The sequence below is a fragment of the Kitasatospora sp. NPDC017646 genome, assembly GCF_044329365.1.
GTDB lineage: Bacteria > Actinomycetota > Actinomycetes > Streptomycetales > Streptomycetaceae > Kitasatospora.
Genome location: NZ_JBIRJC010000012.1, coordinates 143,688 through 164,578, shown reverse-complemented (window position 1 = coordinate 164,578; position 20,891 = coordinate 143,688). Strand labels below are relative to the sequence as shown.

25 protein-coding genes and 1 pseudogene are annotated in these 20,891 nt (G+C 72.1%); 16 read left to right on the top strand and 10 right to left on the bottom strand.

Annotated elements, in window-relative coordinates:
* Positions 1–80: 80 nt before the first annotated feature.
* Positions 81–497 carry an SsgA family sporulation/cell division regulator gene (locus ACH4J0_RS20820; RefSeq protein ID WP_396242012.1) on the bottom strand — a complete coding sequence of 139 codons (417 nt, stop codon included), beginning with the start codon at positions 495–497 and terminating at the stop codon, positions 81–83.
* A 437-nt stretch (positions 498–934) separates the two neighbouring features.
* Here ACH4J0_RS20820 and ACH4J0_RS20815 point away from each other — a divergent pair, with 437 nt between their 5' ends.
* The gene (locus ACH4J0_RS20815; protein ID WP_396242011.1) at positions 935–2,341 is read left to right on the top strand and encodes an RDD family protein; all 1,407 of its coding nucleotides are present in this window, start codon (positions 935–937) and stop codon (positions 2,339–2,341) included.
* A 57-nt stretch (positions 2,342–2,398) separates the two neighbouring features.
* The gene (locus ACH4J0_RS20810) at positions 2,399–3,181 is read left to right on the top strand and encodes an RDD family protein (RefSeq protein WP_396242010.1); all 783 of its coding nucleotides are present in this window, start codon (positions 2,399–2,401) and stop codon (positions 3,179–3,181) included.
* Positions 3,182–3,215: 34 nt separating this feature from the next.
* On the opposite strand, the gene ACH4J0_RS20805 is transcribed toward ACH4J0_RS20810, so the two are convergent.
* Positions 3,216–3,464, bottom strand: coding sequence for a hypothetical protein (locus ACH4J0_RS20805; protein ID WP_396242009.1), 249 nt, complete (start codon positions 3,462–3,464; stop codon positions 3,216–3,218).
* Positions 3,465–3,666: 202 nt separating this feature from the next.
* Here ACH4J0_RS20805 and ACH4J0_RS20800 point away from each other — a divergent pair, with 202 nt between their 5' ends.
* The 4 genes from ACH4J0_RS20800 (at position 3,667) to mycP (ending at position 7,659) form a co-directional block, all read left to right on the top strand.
* Complete coding sequence (locus ACH4J0_RS20800) at positions 3,667–4,365, top strand: endonuclease V (RefSeq protein ID WP_396242008.1); 699 nt, start codon at positions 3,667–3,669, stop codon at positions 4,363–4,365.
* Positions 4,366–4,460: 95 nt separating this feature from the next.
* The gene (locus ACH4J0_RS20795) at positions 4,461–4,901 is read left to right on the top strand and encodes a hypothetical protein (RefSeq protein ID WP_396242007.1); all 441 of its coding nucleotides are present in this window, start codon (positions 4,461–4,463) and stop codon (positions 4,899–4,901) included.
* A gap of 29 nt (positions 4,902–4,930) precedes the next feature.
* On the top strand, positions 4,931–6,319 hold the full coding sequence (locus tag ACH4J0_RS20790; protein ID WP_396242006.1) for a WXG100 family type VII secretion target: 1,389 nt from the start codon (positions 4,931–4,933) through the stop codon (positions 6,317–6,319).
* Positions 6,320–6,405: 86 nt separating this feature from the next.
* Positions 6,406–7,659: a type VII secretion-associated serine protease mycosin gene (gene mycP / locus ACH4J0_RS20785; protein WP_396242005.1), complete on the top strand. Its 1,254-nt coding sequence runs from the start codon at positions 6,406–6,408 to the stop codon at positions 7,657–7,659.
* Here mycP and ACH4J0_RS20780 read toward each other — a convergent pair.
* The 3 genes and pseudogenes from ACH4J0_RS20780 to ACH4J0_RS20770 form a co-directional block, all read right to left on the bottom strand.
* Positions 7,653–8,216 carry a GNAT family N-acetyltransferase gene (locus tag ACH4J0_RS20780; RefSeq protein ID WP_396242004.1) on the bottom strand — a complete coding sequence of 188 codons (564 nt, stop codon included), beginning with the start codon at positions 8,214–8,216 and terminating at the stop codon, positions 7,653–7,655. The genes mycP and ACH4J0_RS20780 overlap by 7 nt on opposite strands.
* Positions 8,217–8,257: 41 nt before the next feature.
* On the bottom strand, positions 8,258–8,587 hold the full coding sequence (locus tag ACH4J0_RS20775) for an NAD(P)-dependent oxidoreductase (protein WP_396242065.1): 330 nt from the start codon (positions 8,585–8,587) through the stop codon (positions 8,258–8,260).
* A gap of 131 nt (positions 8,588–8,718) precedes the next feature.
* Positions 8,719–8,922: pseudogene (locus ACH4J0_RS20770) on the bottom strand (NAD(P)H-binding protein); the annotation flags it as partial.
* A 125-nt stretch (positions 8,923–9,047) separates the two neighbouring features.
* Here ACH4J0_RS20770 and ACH4J0_RS20765 point away from each other — a divergent pair.
* On the top strand, positions 9,048–9,431 hold the full coding sequence (locus ACH4J0_RS20765; protein WP_396242003.1) for a winged helix-turn-helix transcriptional regulator: 384 nt from the start codon (positions 9,048–9,050) through the stop codon (positions 9,429–9,431).
* Between the two features lie 132 nt (positions 9,432–9,563).
* The gene (locus ACH4J0_RS20760; RefSeq protein WP_396242002.1) at positions 9,564–10,154 is read left to right on the top strand and encodes a DinB family protein; all 591 of its coding nucleotides are present in this window, start codon (positions 9,564–9,566) and stop codon (positions 10,152–10,154) included.
* Positions 10,155–10,214: 60 nt separating this feature from the next.
* Here the strand turns inward: ACH4J0_RS20760 and ACH4J0_RS20755 are convergent, their stop codons facing one another.
* Positions 10,215–10,655: a hypothetical protein gene (locus tag ACH4J0_RS20755; protein WP_396242001.1), complete on the bottom strand. Its 441-nt coding sequence runs from the start codon at positions 10,653–10,655 to the stop codon at positions 10,215–10,217.
* Positions 10,656–11,118: 463 nt separating this feature from the next.
* Positions 11,119–11,733 (bottom strand): hypothetical protein, encoded by a 615-nt coding sequence (locus ACH4J0_RS20750; RefSeq protein ID WP_396242000.1) that lies wholly within the window; start codon positions 11,731–11,733, stop codon positions 11,119–11,121.
* A gap of 333 nt (positions 11,734–12,066) precedes the next feature.
* On the opposite strand from ACH4J0_RS20750, the gene ACH4J0_RS20745 reads away from it, so the two are divergent.
* Positions 12,067–13,071, top strand: coding sequence for a hypothetical protein (locus ACH4J0_RS20745; RefSeq protein ID WP_396241999.1), 1,005 nt, complete (start codon positions 12,067–12,069; stop codon positions 13,069–13,071).
* Positions 13,072–13,179: 108 nt separating this feature from the next.
* Here ACH4J0_RS20745 and ACH4J0_RS20740 read toward each other — a convergent pair whose 3' ends face one another.
* Positions 13,180–13,773: an isochorismatase family protein gene (locus ACH4J0_RS20740; protein WP_360425169.1), complete on the bottom strand. Its 594-nt coding sequence runs from the start codon at positions 13,771–13,773 to the stop codon at positions 13,180–13,182.
* A gap of 254 nt (positions 13,774–14,027) precedes the next feature.
* Positions 14,028–15,344, bottom strand: coding sequence for a nicotinate phosphoribosyltransferase (locus ACH4J0_RS20735; RefSeq protein ID WP_396241998.1), 1,317 nt, complete (start codon positions 15,342–15,344; stop codon positions 14,028–14,030).
* A gap of 140 nt (positions 15,345–15,484) precedes the next feature.
* Between ACH4J0_RS20735 and clpS the strand changes: the two genes are divergently transcribed.
* From clpS to ACH4J0_RS20700, 7 genes are all read left to right on the top strand, one after another.
* The gene (clpS, locus tag ACH4J0_RS20730) at positions 15,485–15,778 is read left to right on the top strand and encodes an ATP-dependent Clp protease adapter ClpS (RefSeq protein ID WP_030284071.1); all 294 of its coding nucleotides are present in this window, start codon (positions 15,485–15,487) and stop codon (positions 15,776–15,778) included.
* An 83-nt stretch (positions 15,779–15,861) separates the two neighbouring features.
* The gene (locus ACH4J0_RS20725) at positions 15,862–16,437 is read left to right on the top strand and encodes a DUF2017 domain-containing protein (RefSeq protein WP_396241997.1); all 576 of its coding nucleotides are present in this window, start codon (positions 15,862–15,864) and stop codon (positions 16,435–16,437) included.
* A gap of 222 nt (positions 16,438–16,659) precedes the next feature.
* Positions 16,660–18,114 carry an amino acid permease gene (locus ACH4J0_RS20720; RefSeq protein ID WP_396241996.1) on the top strand — a complete coding sequence of 485 codons (1,455 nt, stop codon included), beginning with the start codon at positions 16,660–16,662 and terminating at the stop codon, positions 18,112–18,114.
* A gap of 54 nt (positions 18,115–18,168) precedes the next feature.
* On the top strand, positions 18,169–18,600 hold the full coding sequence (locus ACH4J0_RS20715) for a Mov34/MPN/PAD-1 family protein (protein ID WP_396241995.1): 432 nt from the start codon (positions 18,169–18,171) through the stop codon (positions 18,598–18,600).
* A 138-nt stretch (positions 18,601–18,738) separates the two neighbouring features.
* A complete protein-coding gene (locus ACH4J0_RS20710; RefSeq protein ID WP_317621128.1) occupies positions 18,739–18,858 on the top strand; it encodes a putative leader peptide in 120 nt (39 codons plus the stop codon).
* Positions 18,859–18,977: 119 nt separating this feature from the next.
* Positions 18,978–19,256, top strand: coding sequence for a MoaD/ThiS family protein (locus tag ACH4J0_RS20705; RefSeq protein WP_030257420.1), 279 nt, complete (start codon positions 18,978–18,980; stop codon positions 19,254–19,256).
* A 74-nt stretch (positions 19,257–19,330) separates the two neighbouring features.
* Entirely contained in the window at positions 19,331–20,299 is a 969-nt protein-coding gene (locus tag ACH4J0_RS20700; protein WP_396241994.1) for a PLP-dependent cysteine synthase family protein, read from the top strand.
* A 25-nt stretch (positions 20,300–20,324) separates the two neighbouring features.
* Here ACH4J0_RS20700 and ACH4J0_RS20695 read toward each other — a convergent pair whose 3' ends face one another.
* The gene (locus ACH4J0_RS20695) at positions 20,325–20,780 is read right to left on the bottom strand and encodes a type II toxin-antitoxin system PemK/MazF family toxin (RefSeq protein ID WP_396241993.1); all 456 of its coding nucleotides are present in this window, start codon (positions 20,778–20,780) and stop codon (positions 20,325–20,327) included.
* Between the last annotated feature and the right edge of the window lie 111 nt (positions 20,781–20,891).

Sequence of the window (20,891 nt, the reverse complement as noted above, 5' to 3'; positions counted from 1 at the left end):
TCGCCCTGCTCCGCTCGCGCTGCCGGGCGTCGCGAAGCTCCCCGACGCACGGTGCACGCTGCGGCGCACGACCGGCACGCCTACGCGAGCAGCTCGGCGAGCGAGCCGTCCATGTCGAGGGCGGCCAGCTCGCTGCCCGGCGGGACCAGCCGGTGCGCCCGCTCCAGCCAGGCCGCGACGGCCGGCAGCGGCGCCTCCAGCAGCGCGTCCCCGGCGGGCGAGCTCAGGGCCAGGCACAGGACGCTGCGCCGGCCGGAGCGGGTCGGCCAGATCCGCACGTCGCCCTGGCCGCACGGGCGGAAGGTGCCCTCGACCAGCAGCTCGCGGGCGAACACCCAGGTCACCGGGGATCCGCTGTCCAGGTGGAAGGTGATGTACACGGCGTACGGGTCGTGGCTGCCGTAGGTCAGCCGGGCCGGGACGGGAACGCTGTGGTCCGGGGAGAGCACCAGGTTCAGCTCCAGCTCGTGCTCCACGACGCTGACGGGGCGGTCCATGATCGTCTTCCTCTCTGCCTTCGGTTCGTGCCCGGTTCCGGGCCCTGTGACCTTTGAGAGGGCGGTCCGCCCCGGCTCTTACACGCGTTTCCGGGATTTCGTCGCGAAGTTCCGCGGGGGGTGTGAATGGCCGCAGTCACGGCGCGCGTGCACCCACCGCACGCCGGATTCCTTACCCCGGGCGCCCCTCCGCTGTCCGAGGAATCGCCAACTTTCCATCGGCACTCCGGCGAGGTACTACCCTTTGTGACTGTCCGGCGACTGTCCGCCTCCGGCGGTGCCCCACGCGTGCCGGGAGATCCGAGGCGTGCGCGGGTGCGCAGCCCGTTCGTGCGACCGCCGGACCCGTTTGGACCCGTTTGGACCCGTTTCGACCTGCTGAGGACCAGGCCGCCCCCACCGCCCCCTCGTCAGGACCTGACAGGAGAGAAGACCCCATGACGGACCGCTCCTTCGCCGTCGACGGCGACCCGGCCGTCGCACCCGAGCCCGGCTACTACCCCGACCCCTCCATCCCGGGCTTCGTCCGGTACTGGGGGGGCTCGGCCTGGGTGCCGGGCACCACTCGGCCCGCGCCCGCCGAGGGTGAGGTGCTGCAGCCGCCCCGGTTCGCCGGCCGGCGAACCGCCCCGGACGTGGCGGCGGCGCGAGCGGTGCCGCCTCCGGTGGCGCCTGTGCCCCTGCCGGTGCCTGTACCGGCGTCCGCGCCCGTGCCGGTGCCGCCGGAGCGGTCGGAGGACCTGCCCGTGGCGGGGGCCACGCCGTCGCTCGCTCCGTCGTCGTCCCAGGGGGTGCCGGGCTCCGGTGACACCGGGCCGGTGTACCTCGACCAGACCACGGGCGGGGCGTCCTTCGTGGTCGGACCACGGGTCGCGGAGGTGATCGGCGGGCCGGTGTTCCGTACCGTCGAGCCCGCGGCGGAGGACGCCTCCGGGGTGCCGGGCGCCTCCGGATGGCAGGCGGATCCGCAGGTCCAGCACAGTCTGATGGAGGCGGGCGGGGCCTCGCGCTGGGTGTCCTGGGGGGTGCTTCCGGGGGCGTCCGAGGAAGAGGAGGGGCGCGCGGAGGCGGAGCACGCTCCTGTTGCCGTCGAGGTGGCCGCGGCCGTCACGCCGGCCATGGCGGTGGCGGTCCGCGAGGTGTCGGCGCCGGCCGAGGTCGAGGTCGCGATGGCGATGCCGGTGGTCCAGGTGGTGGCCGAGACGGAGGAGCTCCCCGCCCCGGCCCGCGTGGTGGTCCCTCCGGCCGGGGACCCCGCTCCGGCGCCCGGGCGGGCCGCGGCTCCCGCCGCCTCCCTGCCGGTGGTGCGGCCGGTCCGGCGGGCCGCCGTCCGCGGCCGGGCGGCGGCCCCGGCGCCCGCCGGGCTGGGGAGGCGGCTGGCGGCCCGGGCGGTGGACACCGCGGTGCTGCTGGTGGTCGCCGTCGCGGCCGGGATCCCGCTCGGCAGCTCGGTCTCCGACCACCTCCGGCAGAAGCTCGACCAGGCCAGGATGGCCAGCTCCCTCACCCGCCGCCAGGTGCAGGTCTGGCTGGTCGACGACGTGGTGCTGGCCAAGCTCGCCGCCCTGCTCGGCATCCTGGTGTTCGTGAGCCTGGTCTACGAGGTGCTGCCGGTCGCCCGGACCGGCCAGACCTTCGGCAAGCGACTGGCCCGGATCCGGGTGGTGGACGCCACCCCCGCCGGCGGCCGGACCCGGTTGAGCCTCGGCCGCTCGCTGCTGCGGTGGATCGTCAGGCAGCTCGGCGTGGTGCTGCTGCTCGGCCTGGTCTGGCCGGTGTTCGACCGCCCTGCGCGGCGCGGCTGGCAGGACCGGGCGGCCCGGACCCGGGTGGTCCGCAGCTGAGCGCAAAACGGACAGAATGTCCCAAGCGCCGAGAATGTGTGATGTTCTACTCGGGGGATGAGCACCCACGACCCCTCAGGCCCCCAGCCGGAGGGGGGCGGTCAGCCCTCCTTCGACAAGCAGCCCCCCACCCCGGGCGGCGGCACGCCGGAAGGCGAACCGCCGCGCCCCACCCCGTCCGACGAGCCCTTCGGCACCCCGTCCGAGGGCCCGCCCGGCACCCCGCCCGAGGGCCCGCCCGGCACCCCGTCCGAGGGCCCCGGTGCCTACCGGGGCGACTACGGAGGACCGACCCACGGTCAGGACCCGTACGGCCGACCGCCCTACGGCGGACAGCCGCGCGACCAGCCCCCGCCCGGCTACGGCACCGGCCCCAGCATGTACGGCACCCCCGGCGGCGGCCCCGTCCCCGGCATGCCGCCGATCGGCACCTGGCCCAAGCGGATCCTCGCCCGCCTCATCGACTACATCCTCGTGCAGGCCGTCGCCGTCATCGCCGTGGGCCCCTTCGTCGCCCTCGGCACGCGCCAGGGCACCACCGAAGCGTTCTGGCTCGGCTGCGTCATCTACTTCGTCTACGAGGCCCTGATGCTCGGCCGGGACGGCCAGACCCTCGGCAAGAAGGCGATGAAGATCCGCGTCGCCATGCTGATCGACGGCAACGTGCCGACCCAGGCTGCCGCCTGGACCCGGGCCGCCGTCTTCATCTTCCCGGCCGTGATCTGCTGCGCCGGCCTGTGGTGGATCATCGACGGCCTGTTCGGCGTCTTCGACAAGCCCTACCGGCAGTGCATCCACGACAAGGCCGCGAAGACCGTGGTGGTCACCACCGAGACCTGAGCACGGCAGCGGGACGACGGCGCCCGGCGGCGGATCAGCGCTGCCGGGCGTACTCGTGCCCGGCCGCGGCCGGGGAGGCCCCGGAGCCGTCGGTGACCGCGGCCGAACGGGCCGAGACGGACACCGAGAGCACCGTCACCACGGTGCCGAGCGCCAGCGCGAAGGCCACCAGCACCGCGACTTCCAGGACGCCCGAGGCGCCGGATACGGCCAGCAGCGCCACCGTGGTGGCGACGACGGTGAACGAGCCGAGGCAGAACCGGGCAGCGGACGGACGCGGCATGGCGGGGGGTCCTTCGCACGTCGGGGGAAACGGGCGGAAATGGTGCCGGTTCCAGGAGTCCTGCCCGGCAAGGGAGTTCGGTACGACCAGGCTAGCCCGCGAGGTCCGGGGCACGGAGGGCGCACGGGCTCACCCCGGGGTCGCCCGCACACCTCGGTACGGTGGAGGCCGTCCGACACCACGCAGACCGGGGGAACCGACCGTGCCCATCCCCGCCGACTGGCCCACCACCGAGGCCCAGGCGCTCGCCGAACAGGAACGGCTGCGGCCGCTCGTCCGCGCCGTCGACGACGACGCGCCCTGCCGGCTGGTCGCCGGAGTCGACGTCGCCTACGACGACGACCACGACCTCGTCGTCGCCGCGGCCGTCCTGCTCGACCGGGACACCCTGGACGTCGTCGAGGAGGCCACCGCCGTCGGCCGGATCGCCTTCCCGTACGTCCCCGGACTGCTCGCCTTCCGCGAACTGCCCGCCGTCCTCGACGCGCTGGCCGCCCTCACCCGCACCCCCGACACCGTCGTCTGCGACGGCTACGGCCTCGCCCACCCGCGCCGCCTCGGCCTCGCCAGCCACCTCGGCGTCCTCACCGGACTGCGCACCCTCGGCGTCGCCAAGACCCCCTTCACCTTCGACCACCACGACCCGGCCCCCGACCGCGGCTCCTGGACCCCGCTCACCGACCCCGCCACCGGCGAGGAGGTCGGCCGTGCCGTCCGCACCCGGCCCGGCGTCAAACCCGTCTATGTCTCGGTCGGCCACCGCATCGGCCTCGACACCGCCGTCCGCACGACCCTCGACCTCGCCCGCCGCTACCGGCTGCCCGAGACCACCCGGCACGCCGACTCCCTCTGCCGCCGCGCCCTCGCCGAAGCCCAGCACACCCGGACGCCCGCGAACTGACCGTGGTCCGGGCGGGATTCGGGCCCGGTGTGTTAGACATGAGACACCGGGGCCCGGCCCCGAACGCCAGGAACGGACGCACGGGGGGCGCCGCAATGGGAACAGGGACCGGCTCGACCGGCGGAGCCAACCAGGGCTACCGGGTCGAGATCGAGCAACTGCGCACCTTCGCCGGCCAAGTACGGTTGCTGCTCAAGGAGTTCGAGAAGGACGCCGACGGCAACACCACCCACGGGCGCAGCGGCATCGGCAAGAACGCCTTCGGCACCTTCGCCGAGGCCACCGAGATCCACAGCCGCTACAGCACCATGCGGGACGCGCTGCGGGACGTGCTCAACCAGCTCCAGCAGGCAATCGACCAGGCCCAGAAGAAGGCCGAGCTCACCGCGACCAACTACGAGGAACACGACCAAAACGTGGCCACGAAACTCATGCTTTCCGGCGACGGATGGTCCGTGGCCGAGCCTTCGGCGGCCAGCGAGGTTGCGTGCCAGGCGAACCAGGTCCCGTCCCAGCACGGCAACGCCACCATCTGACCCACCACCCGACCGGAGGTGAACCACCCGTGGTCTACACCGACTTCACCAAGTACAGCCATGCCGATCTCCGCAAGATGGCACAGGCCCTCGACCCCGGCGCGGTGATGGCCGCCGGCGACCCCTGGCGCAAGGCGGCGACCACCCTCAAGGAGATCCGCAAGACTCTCACCAAGGTCAGCACCGAGGCCGCCACTTCATGGGAAGGCACCACCAGCGACACCTTCCACACTTCCATGCTCACCCTCGCCTCCAACATCAACGAGGTCGCCGCCTACGCCAACGACGCGGCCAACACCCTGCACAACATGTCCGAGGCGATGGCCACGGCCAAGCGCGACATGCCCGAGGAACCCGGCAACTGGGACAAGTTCAAGGACACCGTCGGCGACCTCTTCAGCACCGAGGACGACCACATCCAGATTGCGGACCAAAAGAAAGCCGAAGCGGCCGCTGTGATGCAGACACTCGCGATGCACTACCGCATCGCGACGCCTGCATTGAAAGCACCCTCACTAATGCGCACCGGTGGGAGGGAGGAATCCCATGACGTGGGGACACAGGACCCCTCGAATGCTGCGGCGGCGATGACAGCCGCCGTGATGATGGCGAGTCCGTCGGTCGGAGTCGGGGGGACGGCGGCGCGAGCGACTACCACCCGTGTATCGCCCCGGCCGAACTCCCAGTCTTCGATGCTGGCCAGCTCCGGGAGCAAGAACGTCGCAGTCCCGACTGACTCCGGGATTAAGGGGGGCACGGCGCAGGCGCCACCGAAGCCGTTGATCGCAGCGAGCCGTGATTCTGATGGGAGTATCTCGGGCACGCCGGTGTCCCGTCCGAGTGGAAGCGCGAACGGGACCCAGACTTCTGGTCTGAGTGGTGTGCCGTCCACCGTTCCCTCGAGCGGACCGATCGTTGCTGGCGGTGGGCAGACGACGGACAATCCGACGGCCCCGACCGTGCAAAGTGCCCCGGTCGGGGCCGGGTTCGGACAGAGCAAGGCCGGCTCGACACCGCCGGATGGCCCCGGCTCACGTGGAGGCCGAAATACGGGCGTTGGTGGCGGCGAGGGCTATCAGGGGATCGGAGCTGGTGGTCGTGGGGCGGCCCGTACCAAAGAGGTGGGGGGCTCTCTGGCAAAGCCCGGGGGCGCGGTCAGGGAGACGCCGCCTCCCAGTGCTGGAGCACGTGGCAAGCAGGCCTTCACCGAGGGTGGCTCGGGGCTGGGCGTTCGTAGCCGGCTGAACGCCGAGCCCGGGGCCCGAAGCACTGGTGCCATGGCACCTGGTATTCCGACGAGCGAGGCGCAGCGTCGCAAGAGGGACCGGGGGAAGGACGGTAAGCGGCCGGACTACCTCGTCGAAGACGAGGAGACCTGGGCGTCGGACAAGCCGGCCAATCCGAACGTGGTGGAATGAGGCCGGTCCTTAAACGGACGGGTGATCTGATCGCATCCCGCAGGTCGGTGATCTGCGGGATGCCTCGCTGAGTGGGGTGACCGAGTTTGACGAGCCGCCTGTTGGCGCGTGGCACAGCGATCCTTGGCGTTGGCGCATTGGTGTGGGCGGTCGCGGCACCGGCCGCATCGGCTGACCAGATCAGGGACCAGCAGTGGGCTCTGAAGACTTTCGAAGCTGAGACGAAGGTCTGGCCAGTCAGTCAGGGCGAGGGTGTCGTCGTTGCGGTGATCGACAGCGGCGTCAATTCGGATCACCAGGACCTGACCGGGCAGGTCCTTCCAGGGGCCGACTTCTCCGGAACCAAATCGGACGGTCGTACCGACGCCGACGGGCATGGCACCGCCATGGCGAGCCTGATCGCGGCGCATGGACATGGTGCGCAGGCCGGAGTCATGGGCCTGGCACCCAAGGCAAAGATCCTTCCGGTGAAGGTGCGAAGCAGCGACGGCGGTCCCCTGCCGGAGCAGAACGATCTGGCAGCAGCGATCCGGTTCGCGACCGACAACGGTGCGAAGGTCATCAACATGTCGATTGGCGGGCTCCTGCGGTTCGACTCGCAGACCCGCAAGGCTATCCAGTACGCGGTGTCGAAGGATGTCGTGATGGTCGGCAGCGCCGGCAATAGTGGATCGGACCTGAGCGTCAACTACCCAGCTGCTTTCCCCGGAGTGGTGGCTGTCGGAGCGGTGGACTCCAAGGGGGGCGTATGGGGCAGCTCGAAATCGGGTCCCGAGCTTACGCTTCTTGCACCGGGAGTGGACATCTACCATGCGGGCGCCAAGTCTCCGACGAGCTATGCGGCAGGGGACGGCACCTCTGATTCAGCGGCCTACGTTTCTGCTACGGCAGCGCTCATTCGGTCCAAGTACCCGGATCTGTCCGCTGGACAGGTGATCAACAGGATGATCAAGTCCGCGACCCCGCCGCCGAACGGGATGGCCGTGCCCAACGACCGATACGGCTACGGGACAGTCGCTCCGGCGAAGGCGTTGGAGGCGAATCCCGCTGTGGACAACGGCCCGAAGGAGAACCCGCTCGCGAACCGGCCGGAGTCGCTGGGTGCAGCGCCGAGCGACGACGAGACCGACGCGACGGACCAGCCCTCCGTGGCCCCCGAAGCCGCCTCCGGCAGTGGTGGCGGCAGCGACGACACCGGTCTGGGGCTCGCCGCCGCAGCCGCCGGTGCGGTGGTGCTCGGGGCGTCCGTGGCCGCGGTGGTGGTGGCGCGCCGCCGTAAGCGGGCTGCCGCCGTGCCGCCGTACCCGCCGCAGCCGCCCTACGGTGGGCCCGGTCAGTGAGTGCTGAGCCAGTCGTCGCGTAGGGCGGCCATGTGGAGGACGTCCCAGTAGCGGTCGTCCCAGTGGTGGGCCTGGCGGGCGCGGCCTTCGAGGATGAAGCCGGCCTTGGCGTAGGCACGGGCGGCGCGTTCGTTGTACTCGAAGACTTCGAGGTGGACGCGGTTCAGACCGACGGTCGCGAAGGCGTGGCGGAGGACCAGCAGGGTGGTTTCGGTACCGATGCCGCGGCCGGTGCTGTCGGGGGTGAGGGCGATCCGGTAGGCGGCGGAGCCGTTGTCCGGGTCGACGCCGGTGAGGGCGGTGTCGCCGAGGAAGCGGCCGGTGGCGAGGTCTTCGACGGCGAGGTCGAGCCGGTCGGGCTGGTCGCGGCGGGTGGCGCACCACTGGGCGATGCGGTCGCGGGTGAAGGCGGTGCGGGTGCCGGTGAGGCGGTTGGTCTCCCGGTCGGTGCAGAGCTCCCACATCTGGTCGGTGTGCCGGGCGTCCAGGGGGACGAGGCGGACGGTGGGGCCGTGCAGGGTGGGTTTCACCGCGAGGGCTGAGAGGTCCGTGGCCATGGTGCCCAGGATGCCCGCGGGGGGCCGGTTCGTGCAGGGATTTATTCGGTGACGGCGATCTGCTCTCGGTGGTGGGCCGGGGTGGTGAGTTCGTCGACGATGGCGAGGGCGAGGTCGGCCTGGGCGATCCGGGGGCCGAGGACGTGGGGGCCGCCGACCCGGTAGCGGCCGGTGCCCGGGGCGGTGCGGTCGAGGTCCATCGGCGGGGTGATGACGACCCAGTCGAGGGTGGCGGGGGAGTCGCGGAGCAGGTCGAGGGCGGCGGAGTGGCCGAGCGAGAAGGTGCGGTGGGCCTCGGGGAACTCGGGGTCGTCGTGGACGGCGACGCCGGGGGCGGTCTGCAGGGTGGTGGCGACTCCGACGCTGAGCAGGCGCGGGACGCCGGCGCGGCCGAGCCCGCTGACCAGTGCCGTGGTGGCGGCGCGGTAGAACTCGCCGGAGGGGTGTCGGGGGTGTAGACGGAGGAGACGGCGGCGGGGTGGCCGGGGGCGGTGGAGGCGACGGCGGCGGGGTCGGTGACGTCGCAGCGCACCAGGGTGACGCCGTCGGCGGCGAGGTCGGCGTGGCGCTCGGGGGTGCGGACGGCGGCGGTGACGGTGAGTCCGCGTCGGCGGGCTTCGGTGACGACGGCGCGGCCGACCTGTCCGCCCGCGCCGTAGACGATGACGTCCGCGCGGTGCTGTTGCCGGGGCGTGGTGCTGGTCATGGGGGTCTCCCCTGTTCCGGTGGCGGGTTCGTCGCCCGCCGTTGCCGTGACGGTAGGCCGGGGGGTGCCGGTTACTTCAACGGAACCGGCTTCGACGGAACCGGCCGCCCGGGTACGGTCGGAGGATGACGCAGACCGTGCCGGTGCCGCTACCGGCGGACTTCTTCCCGGCCGACTGCCCGGTGCAGTCCGTGCCGGTGCTGGGCAGCCGGAAGTGGGCGTGGCGGATCATGCGCTGTCTGGAGGGCGGTCCGCGCCGGTTCTCCGAGCTGCGGGTGCCGCTGGTGGGCATCACCGCCAAGGTGCTGACGGAGTCGCTGCGTTCGATGGAGCAGGACGGCGCGGTGGTGCGCACGGAGTACGCCGAGAACCCGCCGCGGGTGGAGTACGCGTTGACGCCGCTGGGCCGGACGCTGCTCGGGCCGATGGACGCGGTGTGCGAGTGGAGCCGCGAGAATCTGGGGAGCCTGCTGGCGGCCCGGCTGGAGTACGAGCGCGCGGAGCGCTGAGCGTCCCGAAACCGGGCCCCCGGCGGCCGGCCGGCAGAGAGGCCGGAAGGCCGCTGGCACTGGCAGCATTTCGGTGGCCGCTGGCGCCCTTGCCGCTGGTGGGCGGGGATGTGGGGAGGCGATGCTGGGCCCATGAGCACTCCTGAGAACCTCGCGAGCCCCGCCGACGCCAGCCCCGCCGACTCGATCGTCCCCGACACCAAGGACTGGACCTGGGTGCTGGAACGTTCCTGCCCCGATTGCGGGTTGGACACCCCGGCGGTGGCCGCCACCGACGTCGCCGGGATGCTCCGGGACAACGCACGGAGCTGGCTGGCGGTGCTGGCGGGTGACGAGGACGGGCTGCGTCGGCGGCCGAGCCCGGAGGTCTGGTCGCACCTGGAGTACGCCTGTCACGTCCGGGACGTCTTCCGGCTGTTCCGGGCCCGACTGGACTTGATGCTCGATCAGGACGCCCCGGCGTTCCCGAACTGGGATCAGGACGAGACGGCGGCCACCGAGCGTTACCGGGAGCAGCGGCCGCAGGTGGTGGCCGGGGAGCTGGCGGAGGCCGGGGAGGCGCTGGCGGCGGCGTTCGAGGCGGTGGCGGGCGAGCAGTGGCGACGGACCGGGGTCCGTGGCGACGGGGCGCGGTTCACGGTCGAGTCCTTCGCCCGCTACCTGATCCACGACCCGGTGCACCACCTGTTCGACGTGACGGGCACGCAGGTCCGACCCGACTGAAACGACTGAACCGACTGAACCGACTGAACCGACTGAGGCGGCCGGGGCGCCCGGGGAGGGTCACCAGCCGGAGGCCTCGTGCAGCATGGTGCGCCGGAGCCGTCCGGCGACGCTGGCGGTGTCGGTGCCGATGACGTCGGCGATCTCGGGGGCGGCGAGGCCGACGACGTAGTGCAGGATCGCCAGGTCGTCGTCGGCGGGGTGGCGGTCCGGAACGGGGGCCTCCTGCCGGGTGTGCTCGGCGACGGTCCCGCGCAGGATCTGCCAGGCGAGCGCGGTCGGGTTCGGGCTGGTGAGCAATTCCCGCCACTGGACGGCGATTTCGGCGAACGCCTGTTGGACGGCGGTGGCCGCGTCGGCGTGCTCGGTCAGCCACACCCGGGCGTAGCTGAGGTACCGGGGGCGGTGGAGTTCGCAGAAGGCCGCGAACTCCAGCGGGACGTCCTCCGGTTCGTCGGGCCCCGGGGGAGGCTCGGCGGCGCTCGTATGACGGTTGCTCATCTCGTCTTCTCGGAAAGGGAGATGGACTTCTGACGGTCGATCATCTGTGCTCACTCTACGGTAGGCCCTCGGTGCGCTGGGTGACCAATCCGATGGAATGCCCGGAACCCGCCGACGCTCGGCCGGTTCCGTCGGCGATCGGTGCGGCGCGGCGGCGGTACCGCCGGCCCGGGGGCCGGTCGGGGGAGTGCTGCGCAGTGGTGCGGGAGGCGTGGGTGCGAGTGTGTCACAGCTGGTCAGAGGGTGTGGGACGGCAGTGATCGCACGGCAGTTGAGGAGCCACCGTAGGGCCTGTCGGAGCCGGCGTCCACGCCCAGGGCGCGAAGTCGCGTCCGCACAACCGCCCGCGCAACCGCACTCACGGTGGGGGTTGCGCCGGGGCGGGTGGGGGTGGGTGCGTCGAGTGCGCCCCGGCGGCTTGCGGCGACCGGGGCGCGGGTCGGGGCGGCGCGGTGCCGCCCGGTCAGGGGTTCGGGACGGCCTCCGCGGGGGAGACCAGGTCGTCGGCGGTGTGACCGCGTTCGACCTGCGCGGGGAAGGACTCGACGGCCCGGCGGCGGGCCAGTTGGGCGGCTGCCGCCGCCGCGGCAGTGGCTCCCGCGGCGGCCTCCTCGCGCTCGCACCGGTGGGTGACGGGAGTCCCGGCGGAGTGCCCGGCTGCCGCGTGGGTACCGGTGGCGTGCCCGCCGCCCGGGTGCGCCCCCCCAGTGTGCGTCGCGCCCGCGTGCGCCCCCGTCGCACGCCGTCGGCGGCCGAGCGCGATCCGCTCGGCGTGGTCCTCGGCCGCCTGTCTAGCGGCCAGGTAGGCCTGCACGGCGGCCATCCCGTAGACCGGCTGGATGAGCTGGTGCCCCTTGAAGAAGGGTCTGGCCGGGGCGAACCCGGCGGCGACGACCAGGTCGCGGATCTCTGCTATCTCGGCCTCGCTCCGGGCGGTGAAGCGGACCTCCCAGCCCTTCTTGTACGTATGGCCCTTCTCACCGCTGCGGCGGGCCGGGTCCGGGCGGCGGACGTATCCGGGCAGACGGCCGAGGCGGAGCTGGGCCGCGCGGAGGCCGGCGGTCTCGTCACGTGACATGACGTAAGCCTAGGCAATCCCGGCGGTGCGATTGACGCCCGGAGGGTCCCTCGCCGTATGCCCTTGATCACTCTGGGTCAGACGGCCAGGTCGGTGATCGTTTTCGATCAAATCCGATAGCCATATGAACGTCATTTACTCCAAATGAGTGAGGGTATGGGGACTTTAGTGCAGGCTGATCCCGGTTTCGCGACGGTTGGGTAACAGTGCGTCAGGCTTTGTCTCGCGCGCCGCGCCGGTTGGGGATGGTGTGCGCATGAGCGAACGCTGTGAGCGAATCATCGAGGTGCGCGCATGGGCGAATGCCCCGGCCGAGCGTAGCGAGGCGGGCGCATGAGCTACCGGATCCCCACGCCGCCGCCCTCCCTGGAGGAGCTGGTGAAGCGTCAGCAGAACGTCGTCACCGCGAGCCAGCTGCGCGCCCGGGGCGTGCCGGCCCGGGTCATCACCGAGCACTGCCGCCGGGGCGGCCCCTGGCAGCGACTGCTGCCGAGGGTCTACCTGTTGCAGTCCGGCGAGCCCACACCGGAGCAGCGGATGTGGGCCGCGCTGCTGTACGCGGCGCAGAACGGCCGGGAGGAGGGCCGCCGCGAGGGTGCGGTGATCACCGGTGCGGCCGCGCTGGCTCTGTACGGCTTCGCCACCGTGCCCCGGCTGCCCGCGGTGACCGGGGTGGACGTCCTGGTGCCGCGCCAGCGTCGGCTCAAGGACGCCGGCGACGTGCGGATCCTGCGCACCGAAAGGGAGTTGGTGGCCCGCTCGGTGCACGGCCTGGCCTGTGCACCGGTCGCCCGGGCGGTCGCGGACGCGCTGTGCGAGTGGACGGCCGACGGGGACGCGGCGACGCCGGTGCGAGAGGTGCTGCGGGAGGCCGTCACCCGCCCGGAGATCCACTGCACGGTAAGGGAGTTGGCCGCCGAACTGGTCGAGTCGAGCCTGACCGGGGAGCCCCGGGTGCGCGCCGCGCTGGACGAACTCCTCGCCGCCGAGCGGGACTTCGTGCTGGAGCAGGTGGACCGGCTGGTGGACGAGTGGCTGCTGCCGGCCCCGCTGGCCGGTCCGGAGCTGCGGATGCGCGGCGGCACCTACATCGGCATCCCGGACCTCTACTGGCCGGAGCGCGGCGTCGCGGTGGAGGTGGACTCGGACCTGCGCTGCGTCAGCGAGGGCGAGGCCGCCTGGGTGCGCGGCGGACAGCACCGGATGGAGTACCTGGGCATCCGCGTGGTGTACGTCTCCGGAGCCCGGCTGGCCGCCGACCCGGAGGCGGTCGGCGGGGAACTGTGCGAGGCCTACCGGGCCGGCGGGACGGACGTGGTGGAGCTGCTGGTGGTCTGAACGCCGTCCGAAGCCGGAAGTCGAAGCCAGGAGCTCCGACCCGGAAGTCCGAAGCCAGGAGCTCCGACCCGGAAGTCCGAAGCCGGAACTCCGAGCCCCGAACAGGCCTCAGGACGGACGGACCACCGGCTCCCCGACCAGCTCGACCCCGGCCGCCCGCAGCTCCTCCAGCGCGGCGGCGGTGGTCTCCGGCGACACCCCGGCGGTGAGGTCGAGCAGCACCCGGGTGGTGAAGCCGGCCCGCGCGGCGTCCAGGGCGGTGGCCCGGACGCAGTGGTCGGTGGCGATGCCGACCACGTCGATCTCGTCGACCTGCCGCTCGCGCAGCCACTCCACCGGGCCCCGCCGGTTCTCGTCCAGTCCCTCGAAGCCGCTGTAGGCCGCCGAGTAGGCGCCCTTGTCGAAGACCGCCTCGACCGCCCCGGAGATCACCGCGGGCGCGAAGTTGGGGTGGAAGCCCACGCCCTCGGTGCCGGCCACGCAGTGCACCGGCCAGCTGGAGACGTAGTCCGGCTCGGCGGAGAAGTGCTCGCCCGGGTCGATGTGGTGGTCGCGGGTGGCGAGGATGTGCTGGTAGCCGGGGGAGGACTCGGCGATCAGGTCGGTGATGGCGGCGGCCACCTCGGCGCCACCGGCGACGGCCAGGCTGCCGCCCTCGCAGAAGTCGTTCTGCACGTCGACGACGATCAGTGCCCGGTGCATGGCTCGCATCCTCGGATGTGGGGGCGGTGCGCCCCGGTGGCGGGTCCTCGCGCACGCCGGATGGCTCGGGAGGAACTCCAGGGGAACTCTACGGCTGACTCTAGGGAGTGGCGCGCGGTGGCGGAAGGCTTGGGGTCCGTCTTCGGACCGCCGATCGCGGGGCGCCCTCCGGCCGGACGACAAGACTCCGGAGCCGGGCCCCGCGACCCGCCGCCGGGCCGCGCGGACGCCCGTGGCGGCGGATCAGGAGCCGATCAGTCGATCAGCTCGGTGGGGATGACCGGGTCGCCCTTGGAGAGCTGGGTGGCCGACAGTGGCAGTGCCGCGCGGGCCCGGATGTGCCGTTCGCGGGCGGCGGTCAGCGGCTCGCGGCCGACGGTCTCGCCGGCCAGCACCAGCGGCACCTGCATCAGGTGCGGCCGCAGCTCGTCCGGGACCGGCCCGGTGCCGATCACCTCCGCCTCGGCGACGCCCTCGGCGTCGGGCCGGCGGGCGGCCCACTTGCGGCCGCCGATGCTGGTCTTGCCGCCGGCCGCGCGCTTGGCGACCGGTACCAGCGGGCCGTCCGGGGTCTCGGCGCGGGCGACCAGCTTGTAGACCATCGCGCAGGTCGGGTGGCCGCTGCCGGTGACCAGGCTGGTGCCGACGCCGTAGCCGTCCACCGGGGCGGCGGCGAGGGCGGCGATGGCGTACTCGTCGAGGTCCGAGGTGACGATGATCCGGGTCTTCCCGGCGCCGAGCTCGTCCAGCTGACGGCGGACCCGGTGGGCCGCCAGGATGAGGTCGCCGGAGTCGATCCGGACCGCGCCCAGCTCGGGCCCGGCCACCTCGACGGCGGTGCGGACGGCCTCGCGCAGGTCGAAGGTGTCGATCAGCAGGGTGGTGCCCCGGCCCATCGAGTCGATCTGCGCCCGGAAGGCGTCCCGCTCGCTGTCGTGCACCAGGGTGAAGGCGTGTGCGGAGGTGCCGGTGGTCGGGATGCCGTGCAGGAAGCCGGCCTCCAGGTCGGAGGTGGCGGCGAAGCCGGCCACGTAGGAGGCCCGGGCAGCGGCGACGGCGGCCTGCTCGTGGGCCCGGCGGGCGCCGAGTTCGATCACCGGACGGCCGCCGGCCGCGGCGGTCATCCGGGAGGCGGCGGCCGCGATGGCCGAGTCGAAGTTCAGTATGGAGAGGATCACCGTCTCCAGGATCACCGTCTCGGCGAAGCTGCCCTCGACGGTGAGCACCGGCGAGCCGGGGAAATAGACCTCGCCCTCGGGGTAGCCGTGGATGTCACCGTGGAAGCGGTAGTCGGCGAGGAACCGCAGGGTGTCGTCGTCGACCACGCCCTGGTCGGACAGCCAGTCCAGCTGGGCGGTGTCGAAACGGAAGTTCTCGACGGCGTCCAGCACCCGGCCGGTGCCGGCCATGACGCCGTAGCGGCGGCCGCTGGGCAGACGGCGGGTGAACACCTCGAAGACGGAGCGGCGGTGCGCGGCCCCGCTGCGCAGGGCGGCCTGCAGCATGGTGAGCTCGTAGCGGTCGGTGAGGAGCGCGGTCGACCCGGCCGCGCGCACTGAAGTGGCGTCCATGCGGATGATGCTACTACCACTTAGCGTCAGAGTGACGATTTCTCGTGCCGGGGGCCGGGCCGGAATCGCCCGGCCGTCCCCCGGATGGCAGCATGGGCCATGAGGAGTCACGGACGAGTGTGCAACGAGGAGGCCCGGCGGTGAGTGTCGCGCCCGTGGAGATCGAGCGCCCGGAGGTCGAAGGACAACCGGTGACCGAGCCGGACACGCCCTGGGTGACCATCGTGCACAACGATCCGGTCAACCTCATGAGCTACGTCCAGTACGTCTTCCAGGCCTATTTCGGGTACCCGAAGGACAAGGCCCGGAAGCTGATGATGGACGTGCACACCAAGGGCCGGGCAGTGGTCTCCAGCGGCTCCCGCGAGGAGATGGAGCGGGACGTCCAGGCGATGCACGGCTACGGCCTGTGGGCGACGCTGCAGCACGACTGACCGCCCATCCGGCGCACAGGGACTGACCGCCCGCCGGTTCGGCGGCGCGGCCGAAGACGACGAAGACGGGCTGACCGATACAGATGGCTGGGTTGTTCGAGAGCGCCGGCGGTGGTGGTGCGGCGATCGCGCTGGACGAGGTGGAGGCCTCCATCCTGCGGTCGCTGGAAGTGCAGATGCTGGAGCTGATCGGCCCCGGCCCGGGCGGCGGGGACGGTGACGACCCGCTGGCGGCACTGTTCGCCGAGGGTCCGTCCGAGGCGCCCGCCGACCCGGCGCTGGCCCGGCTCTTCCCGGACGCCTACGGCGATCCGGCCGCGCCGGAGGACGAGGAGACCCGGGCCGCCAACGGCGAGTTCCGCCGCTACACGGAACTCGACCTGCGGGCCCGCAAGCGGGACGACGCGCTCCAGGTGGTCCGGGCGCTGGACGGCCTCGGCGGCGCCGGGGTCCTCAAGCTGGCCGCCGCCGACTGCCTGCACTGGCTGGGCGCGCTGAACGACCTGCGGCTGACCCTCGGGGTGCGGCTGGAGGTCTCCGAGGAGGACGAGCAGGGCCTCTACGAACTGCCGGACGGCGACGAGCGCAAGCCGCTGGTGATGGCCTACCTGTGGCTGGGCGCGCTCCAGGAGTCGCTGCTGGAGGCGATCACCGACTGACGTCGGGGCGGTCCACCCCCCACTCTCCCGGGTGATCCTGCCCGTTTTCGGGCAAGCCCCGGTCGTTGCGTCCAGCATGTGGACGCTCGACTGGGGCATTTGTACATAAATCGGGCAAAATATAACAGGACATGCTCAAATATCGCTCAGATGAACACCGCTATCCGGATCGTGCGTGGTACGACTTCTCCCCACAAACGAGACCCACCCAGGACGGTGACCATGGCCGAGCAGATATACGACCAGGTGGTCGACGCGAAACCGGACGAGGAGGGCTACGAGCGGGGGCTGGGCAGCCGCCAGATCCAGATGATCGCCATCGGCGGCGCGATCGGCACCGGTCTCTTCCTCGGCGCCGGCACCGCCATCTCCAAGTCCGGGCCGAGCCTGATCCTCTCCTACGCCGTGGCCGGCCTGGTGATCTTCGTGATCATGCGCGCCCTCGGCGAACTGCTCACCTACCGCCCGGTCTCCGGCAGCTTCGCCGAGTACGCCCGCGAGTTCCTCGGCCCCTTCGCCGGCTACGTCACCGGCTGGACGTACTGGCTGTTCTGGGTCGTCACGGGCATGGCCGAGACCACCGCCGCCGCCGTGTACGTCAAGTTCTGGGCGCCCGGCATCCCGCAGTGGGCCAGCGCACTGACCTTCCTGCTCGTCCTCTACGCGGCCAACCTGATCTCGGTGAAGCTGTTCGGCGAGATCGAGTTCTGGTTCTCCATGGTCAAGGTCACCGCCATCATCGGCATGATCCTGATCGGCATCGGCGTGCTGACCCTCGGCTTCAGCAAGGCCGGTGACACCGCGTCGATCACCAACCTGTGGCAGGACGGCGGCTTCTTCCCCAAGGGCATCGGCGCCACCGTGATGACCCTCCAGATCGTCATGTTCGCCTACCTGGGCGTCGAACTCGTCGGCGTCACCGCGGGCGAGAGCGAGAACCCCGAGAAGACCCTGCCGCGCGCCATCAACACCCTGCCCTGGCGCATCGCGCTGTTCTACATCGGCGCCCTGGTGGTCATCCTCTCGCTCGTCCCGTGGACCGAGTTCCAGCCCGGCGTCAGCCCGTTCGTCGCCGCCTTCGGCAAGATCGGCATACCGGCCGCGGCCGGCATCATCAACTTCGTGGTGCTCACCGCCGCGCTCTCCTCCTGCAACTCCGGGATGTACTCCACCGGTCGCATGCTGCGCGACCTCGCCCTGCGCGGCCAGGCCCCAGGGCAGCTCACCAAGCTCAACAGGCGCCGCACCCCGGCCTTCGCGATCACCCTCTCCTGCCTGCTGATGGGCGCCGGCGTGGTGCTCAACTACCTCGTCCCGGCACGGGCGTTCGAGTACATCACCTCGGTCGCCACGGTCTGCGGGCTGTGGACCTGGGCGATGATCCTGATCTCCCAGGTCCGCTACCGCAAGGCCTGGAGGGCCGGCCACCTGCCGCCGCCCACCTTCAAGGCCCCCGGCGGCGCCTGGGTCAGCTGGGCCGCCCTCGCCTTCCTGGCGCTGGTCGTGGTGCTGATCGGGCTGGACAAGGACAACCGGATTTCGCTGTACGTCTTCCCGGGCTGGGCCCTGCTGCTGGTGATCGGCTACCAGGTGATCAAGCGCCGCAACCCCCAGGCCGTCCACGGTCTCGCCCACGACCACCTGCACGTCCGCAACGGAAACGTGGACGCCCGTTGACCGCGCTTCGGACGCCCCGGCGGACAGCCGCCGGGGCGTGTCTATCCTGACCCCATGCTGACCATCACCCGAGAGATCCGCGACCGGATCGTGGCCCACGCCCGCGCCGACCACCCGGACGAGGCCTGCGGCGTGGTCGCCGGACCGGCCGGCAGCGGCCGGCCCGAGCGGTTCATCCCGATGCTCAACGCGGCCCGCTCGCCCACCTTCTACGAGTTCGACTCGGGCGACCTGCTCAAGCTCTACCGCGAGATGGACGACCTGGACGAGGAGCCGGTGATCGTCTACCACTCGCACACCGCCACCGAGGCCTACCCCTCCCGCACGGACGTGAGCTACGCCTCCGAGCCGTTCGCCCACTACGTGCTGGTCTCCACCGCAGATGGCAACGGCGAGGACGACCCCTACCAGTTCCGTTCGTTCCGCATCGTGGACGGCGAGATCACAGAGGAAGACGTCCAGGTCGTCGAGGCCCACCCGGCCTGACGGGCACCCCATGGACCGGGCCCGCCGACCCGCCGCGAGCGGTCGGCGGGCCCTCGCCGTCTCACCATCGGAAACGACAACATCCGGATCACGAGACAGGCATGTCGGAGCGGGCCCGGGAATCTATACGATGAGCCCATGCGTTCCGTCGATGTGAGCAACCAGGCCCCGGGCACCCGCCTCGTGGCGCGCCTGCACATCGACCTGTGCCGGCACGCCGGCGCGATCTGTCCCGGCACGCCCGCGCGCTCGCGCTGAGAGCCGCCCCGCCCACCGGGCCCCGCCGCCTCCCCGGCGGCGTCGAGCCCCGGGCACCCTCCGCCCCGCCGCGCCCGCTGCGGCCCACCCATCTCCACGACTCGCACAGGAGCGCACCCATGGCCATCGAGGTCCGCATCCCGACCATCCTCCGCACCTACACCGACGGCGCCAAGGCCGTCGAGGGCAACGGCAGCAACCTCGGGGAACTCTTCGCCGACCTCGACGCCCGCCACCCGGGCATCGCCGCCCGCCTGGTCGAGGGCGGCGAGCTGCGCCGCTTCGTCAACGTCTACCTGAACGACGAGGACGTCCGGTTCCTGGAGGGCATCTCCACCGCCCTCGCCGACGGCGACAGCGTCACCATCCTGCCCGCCGTGGCCGGCGGCGCCCGCTGATCTCCCGGTGCCCCCGCCCGGGTGGCGGGGGCACCGCCCCTCCTCACCCTCACCGCCGTGGCCGGAGGCCTCCCTTGCGATACGACAGTCCGCTCGAAGCCGTCGGCAACACCCCGCTGGTCCGCCTGCCGCGGCTGTCCGCCGCCGTCCCCGGCAACGACGGGGGCCTGGTGAACCTCTGGGCCAAGCTGGAGGACCGCAACCCCACCGGCTCCATCAAGGACCGCCCCGCGCTGCACATGATCGAGCGCGCCGAGGCCGACGGCCGGCTCACCCCCGGCTGCACCATCCTGGAGCCCACCAGCGGCAACACCGGCATCTCGCTCGCCATGGCCGCCAAGCTCAAGGGCTACCGGATGGTCTGCGTGATGCCCGAGAACACCAGCGAGGAACGGCGCGAACTCCTCCGGATGTGGGGCGCCGAGATCATCTCCTCCCCGGCCGCCGGCGGCTCCAACACCGCCGTCCGGATCGCCAAGGAGATCTCCGCCGAACACCCCGACTGGGTGATGCTCTACCAGTACGGCAACCCCGACAACGCGGGCGCCCACTACACCACCACCGGCCCCGAGATCCTCGCCGACCTGCCGACCGTCACCCACTTCGTGGCCGGCCTCGGTACCACCGGCACCCTGATGGGCGTCGGCCGCTACCTGCGCGAGAAGGTCCCCGGCGTGAAGATCGTCGCCGCCGAACCGCGCTACGACGACCTGGTGTACGGGCTGCGCAACCTCGACGAGGGCTTCGTGCCCGAGCTGTACGACGCCGAGGTGCTCACCACCCGCTTCTCGGTCGGCTCCGCGGACGCCGTCCGCCGCACCCGCGAACTCCTCCAGCAGGAAGGCATCTTCGCGGGCGTCTCGACCGGCGCGATCCTGCACGCCGCACTCGGCGTCGGCCGCAGGGCCGCGGCCGCCGGGGAGCGCGCGGACGTCGTCTTCGTGGTCGCCGACGGCGGCTGGAAGTACCTGTCCACCGGCATCTACACCGCCGAGTCCACCGAGGCGGCGGTCGAGGCCCTCCAGGGCCAGCTCTGGGCCTGACCCGGCTGCGGGGCCGGCTGCGGGCCTAGCTCCGCTGCAGCGACCTCTGGGCCCGGGCCCAGACCTGCCGGTCCACCGTGCCGGCCCGGCGGCGGAAGGCCGACAGCGGCACCTCGCGCAGCTCGTCGGTCTCCAGCCAGCTGGTCCGGCCCTGCCGGTCGCCGACCGAACCGGGCGGCAGCGGCAGCACTCCCGGGCGCTCGGCGTGGTGCTTGCTGGTGATCTTCGCGACGGTGGCGGCCCGCCCGTGCACCCGCAGCACCAGGCAGGGGCGGTCCTTGGAGCCCGGGCCGTCCTCGAACGGCACCTCCGCCCACCAGATCTCCTGCGGCTCCGGGCCGGCCTCGGTGCCCGGGCGCCGCCCCGGGCCGGTCGGGCCGGCCGGACGCGCGGCCGGCCGGGTGCGCCTCACCAGCGCTGCCGCGACGGCCGCCAGGACGGCGGTGCCCGCCACGGCCAGGACCACCCAGATACCAGTCATGCGGCGAACCGTACCGGGCCGGCGGTGAACGCCACCACCGCGGCGGCCGTGACAATCGGGCCTTTGTCCGCGGATTGCTCCCGGTTCGTCACGGAACCGCCACGACACCCG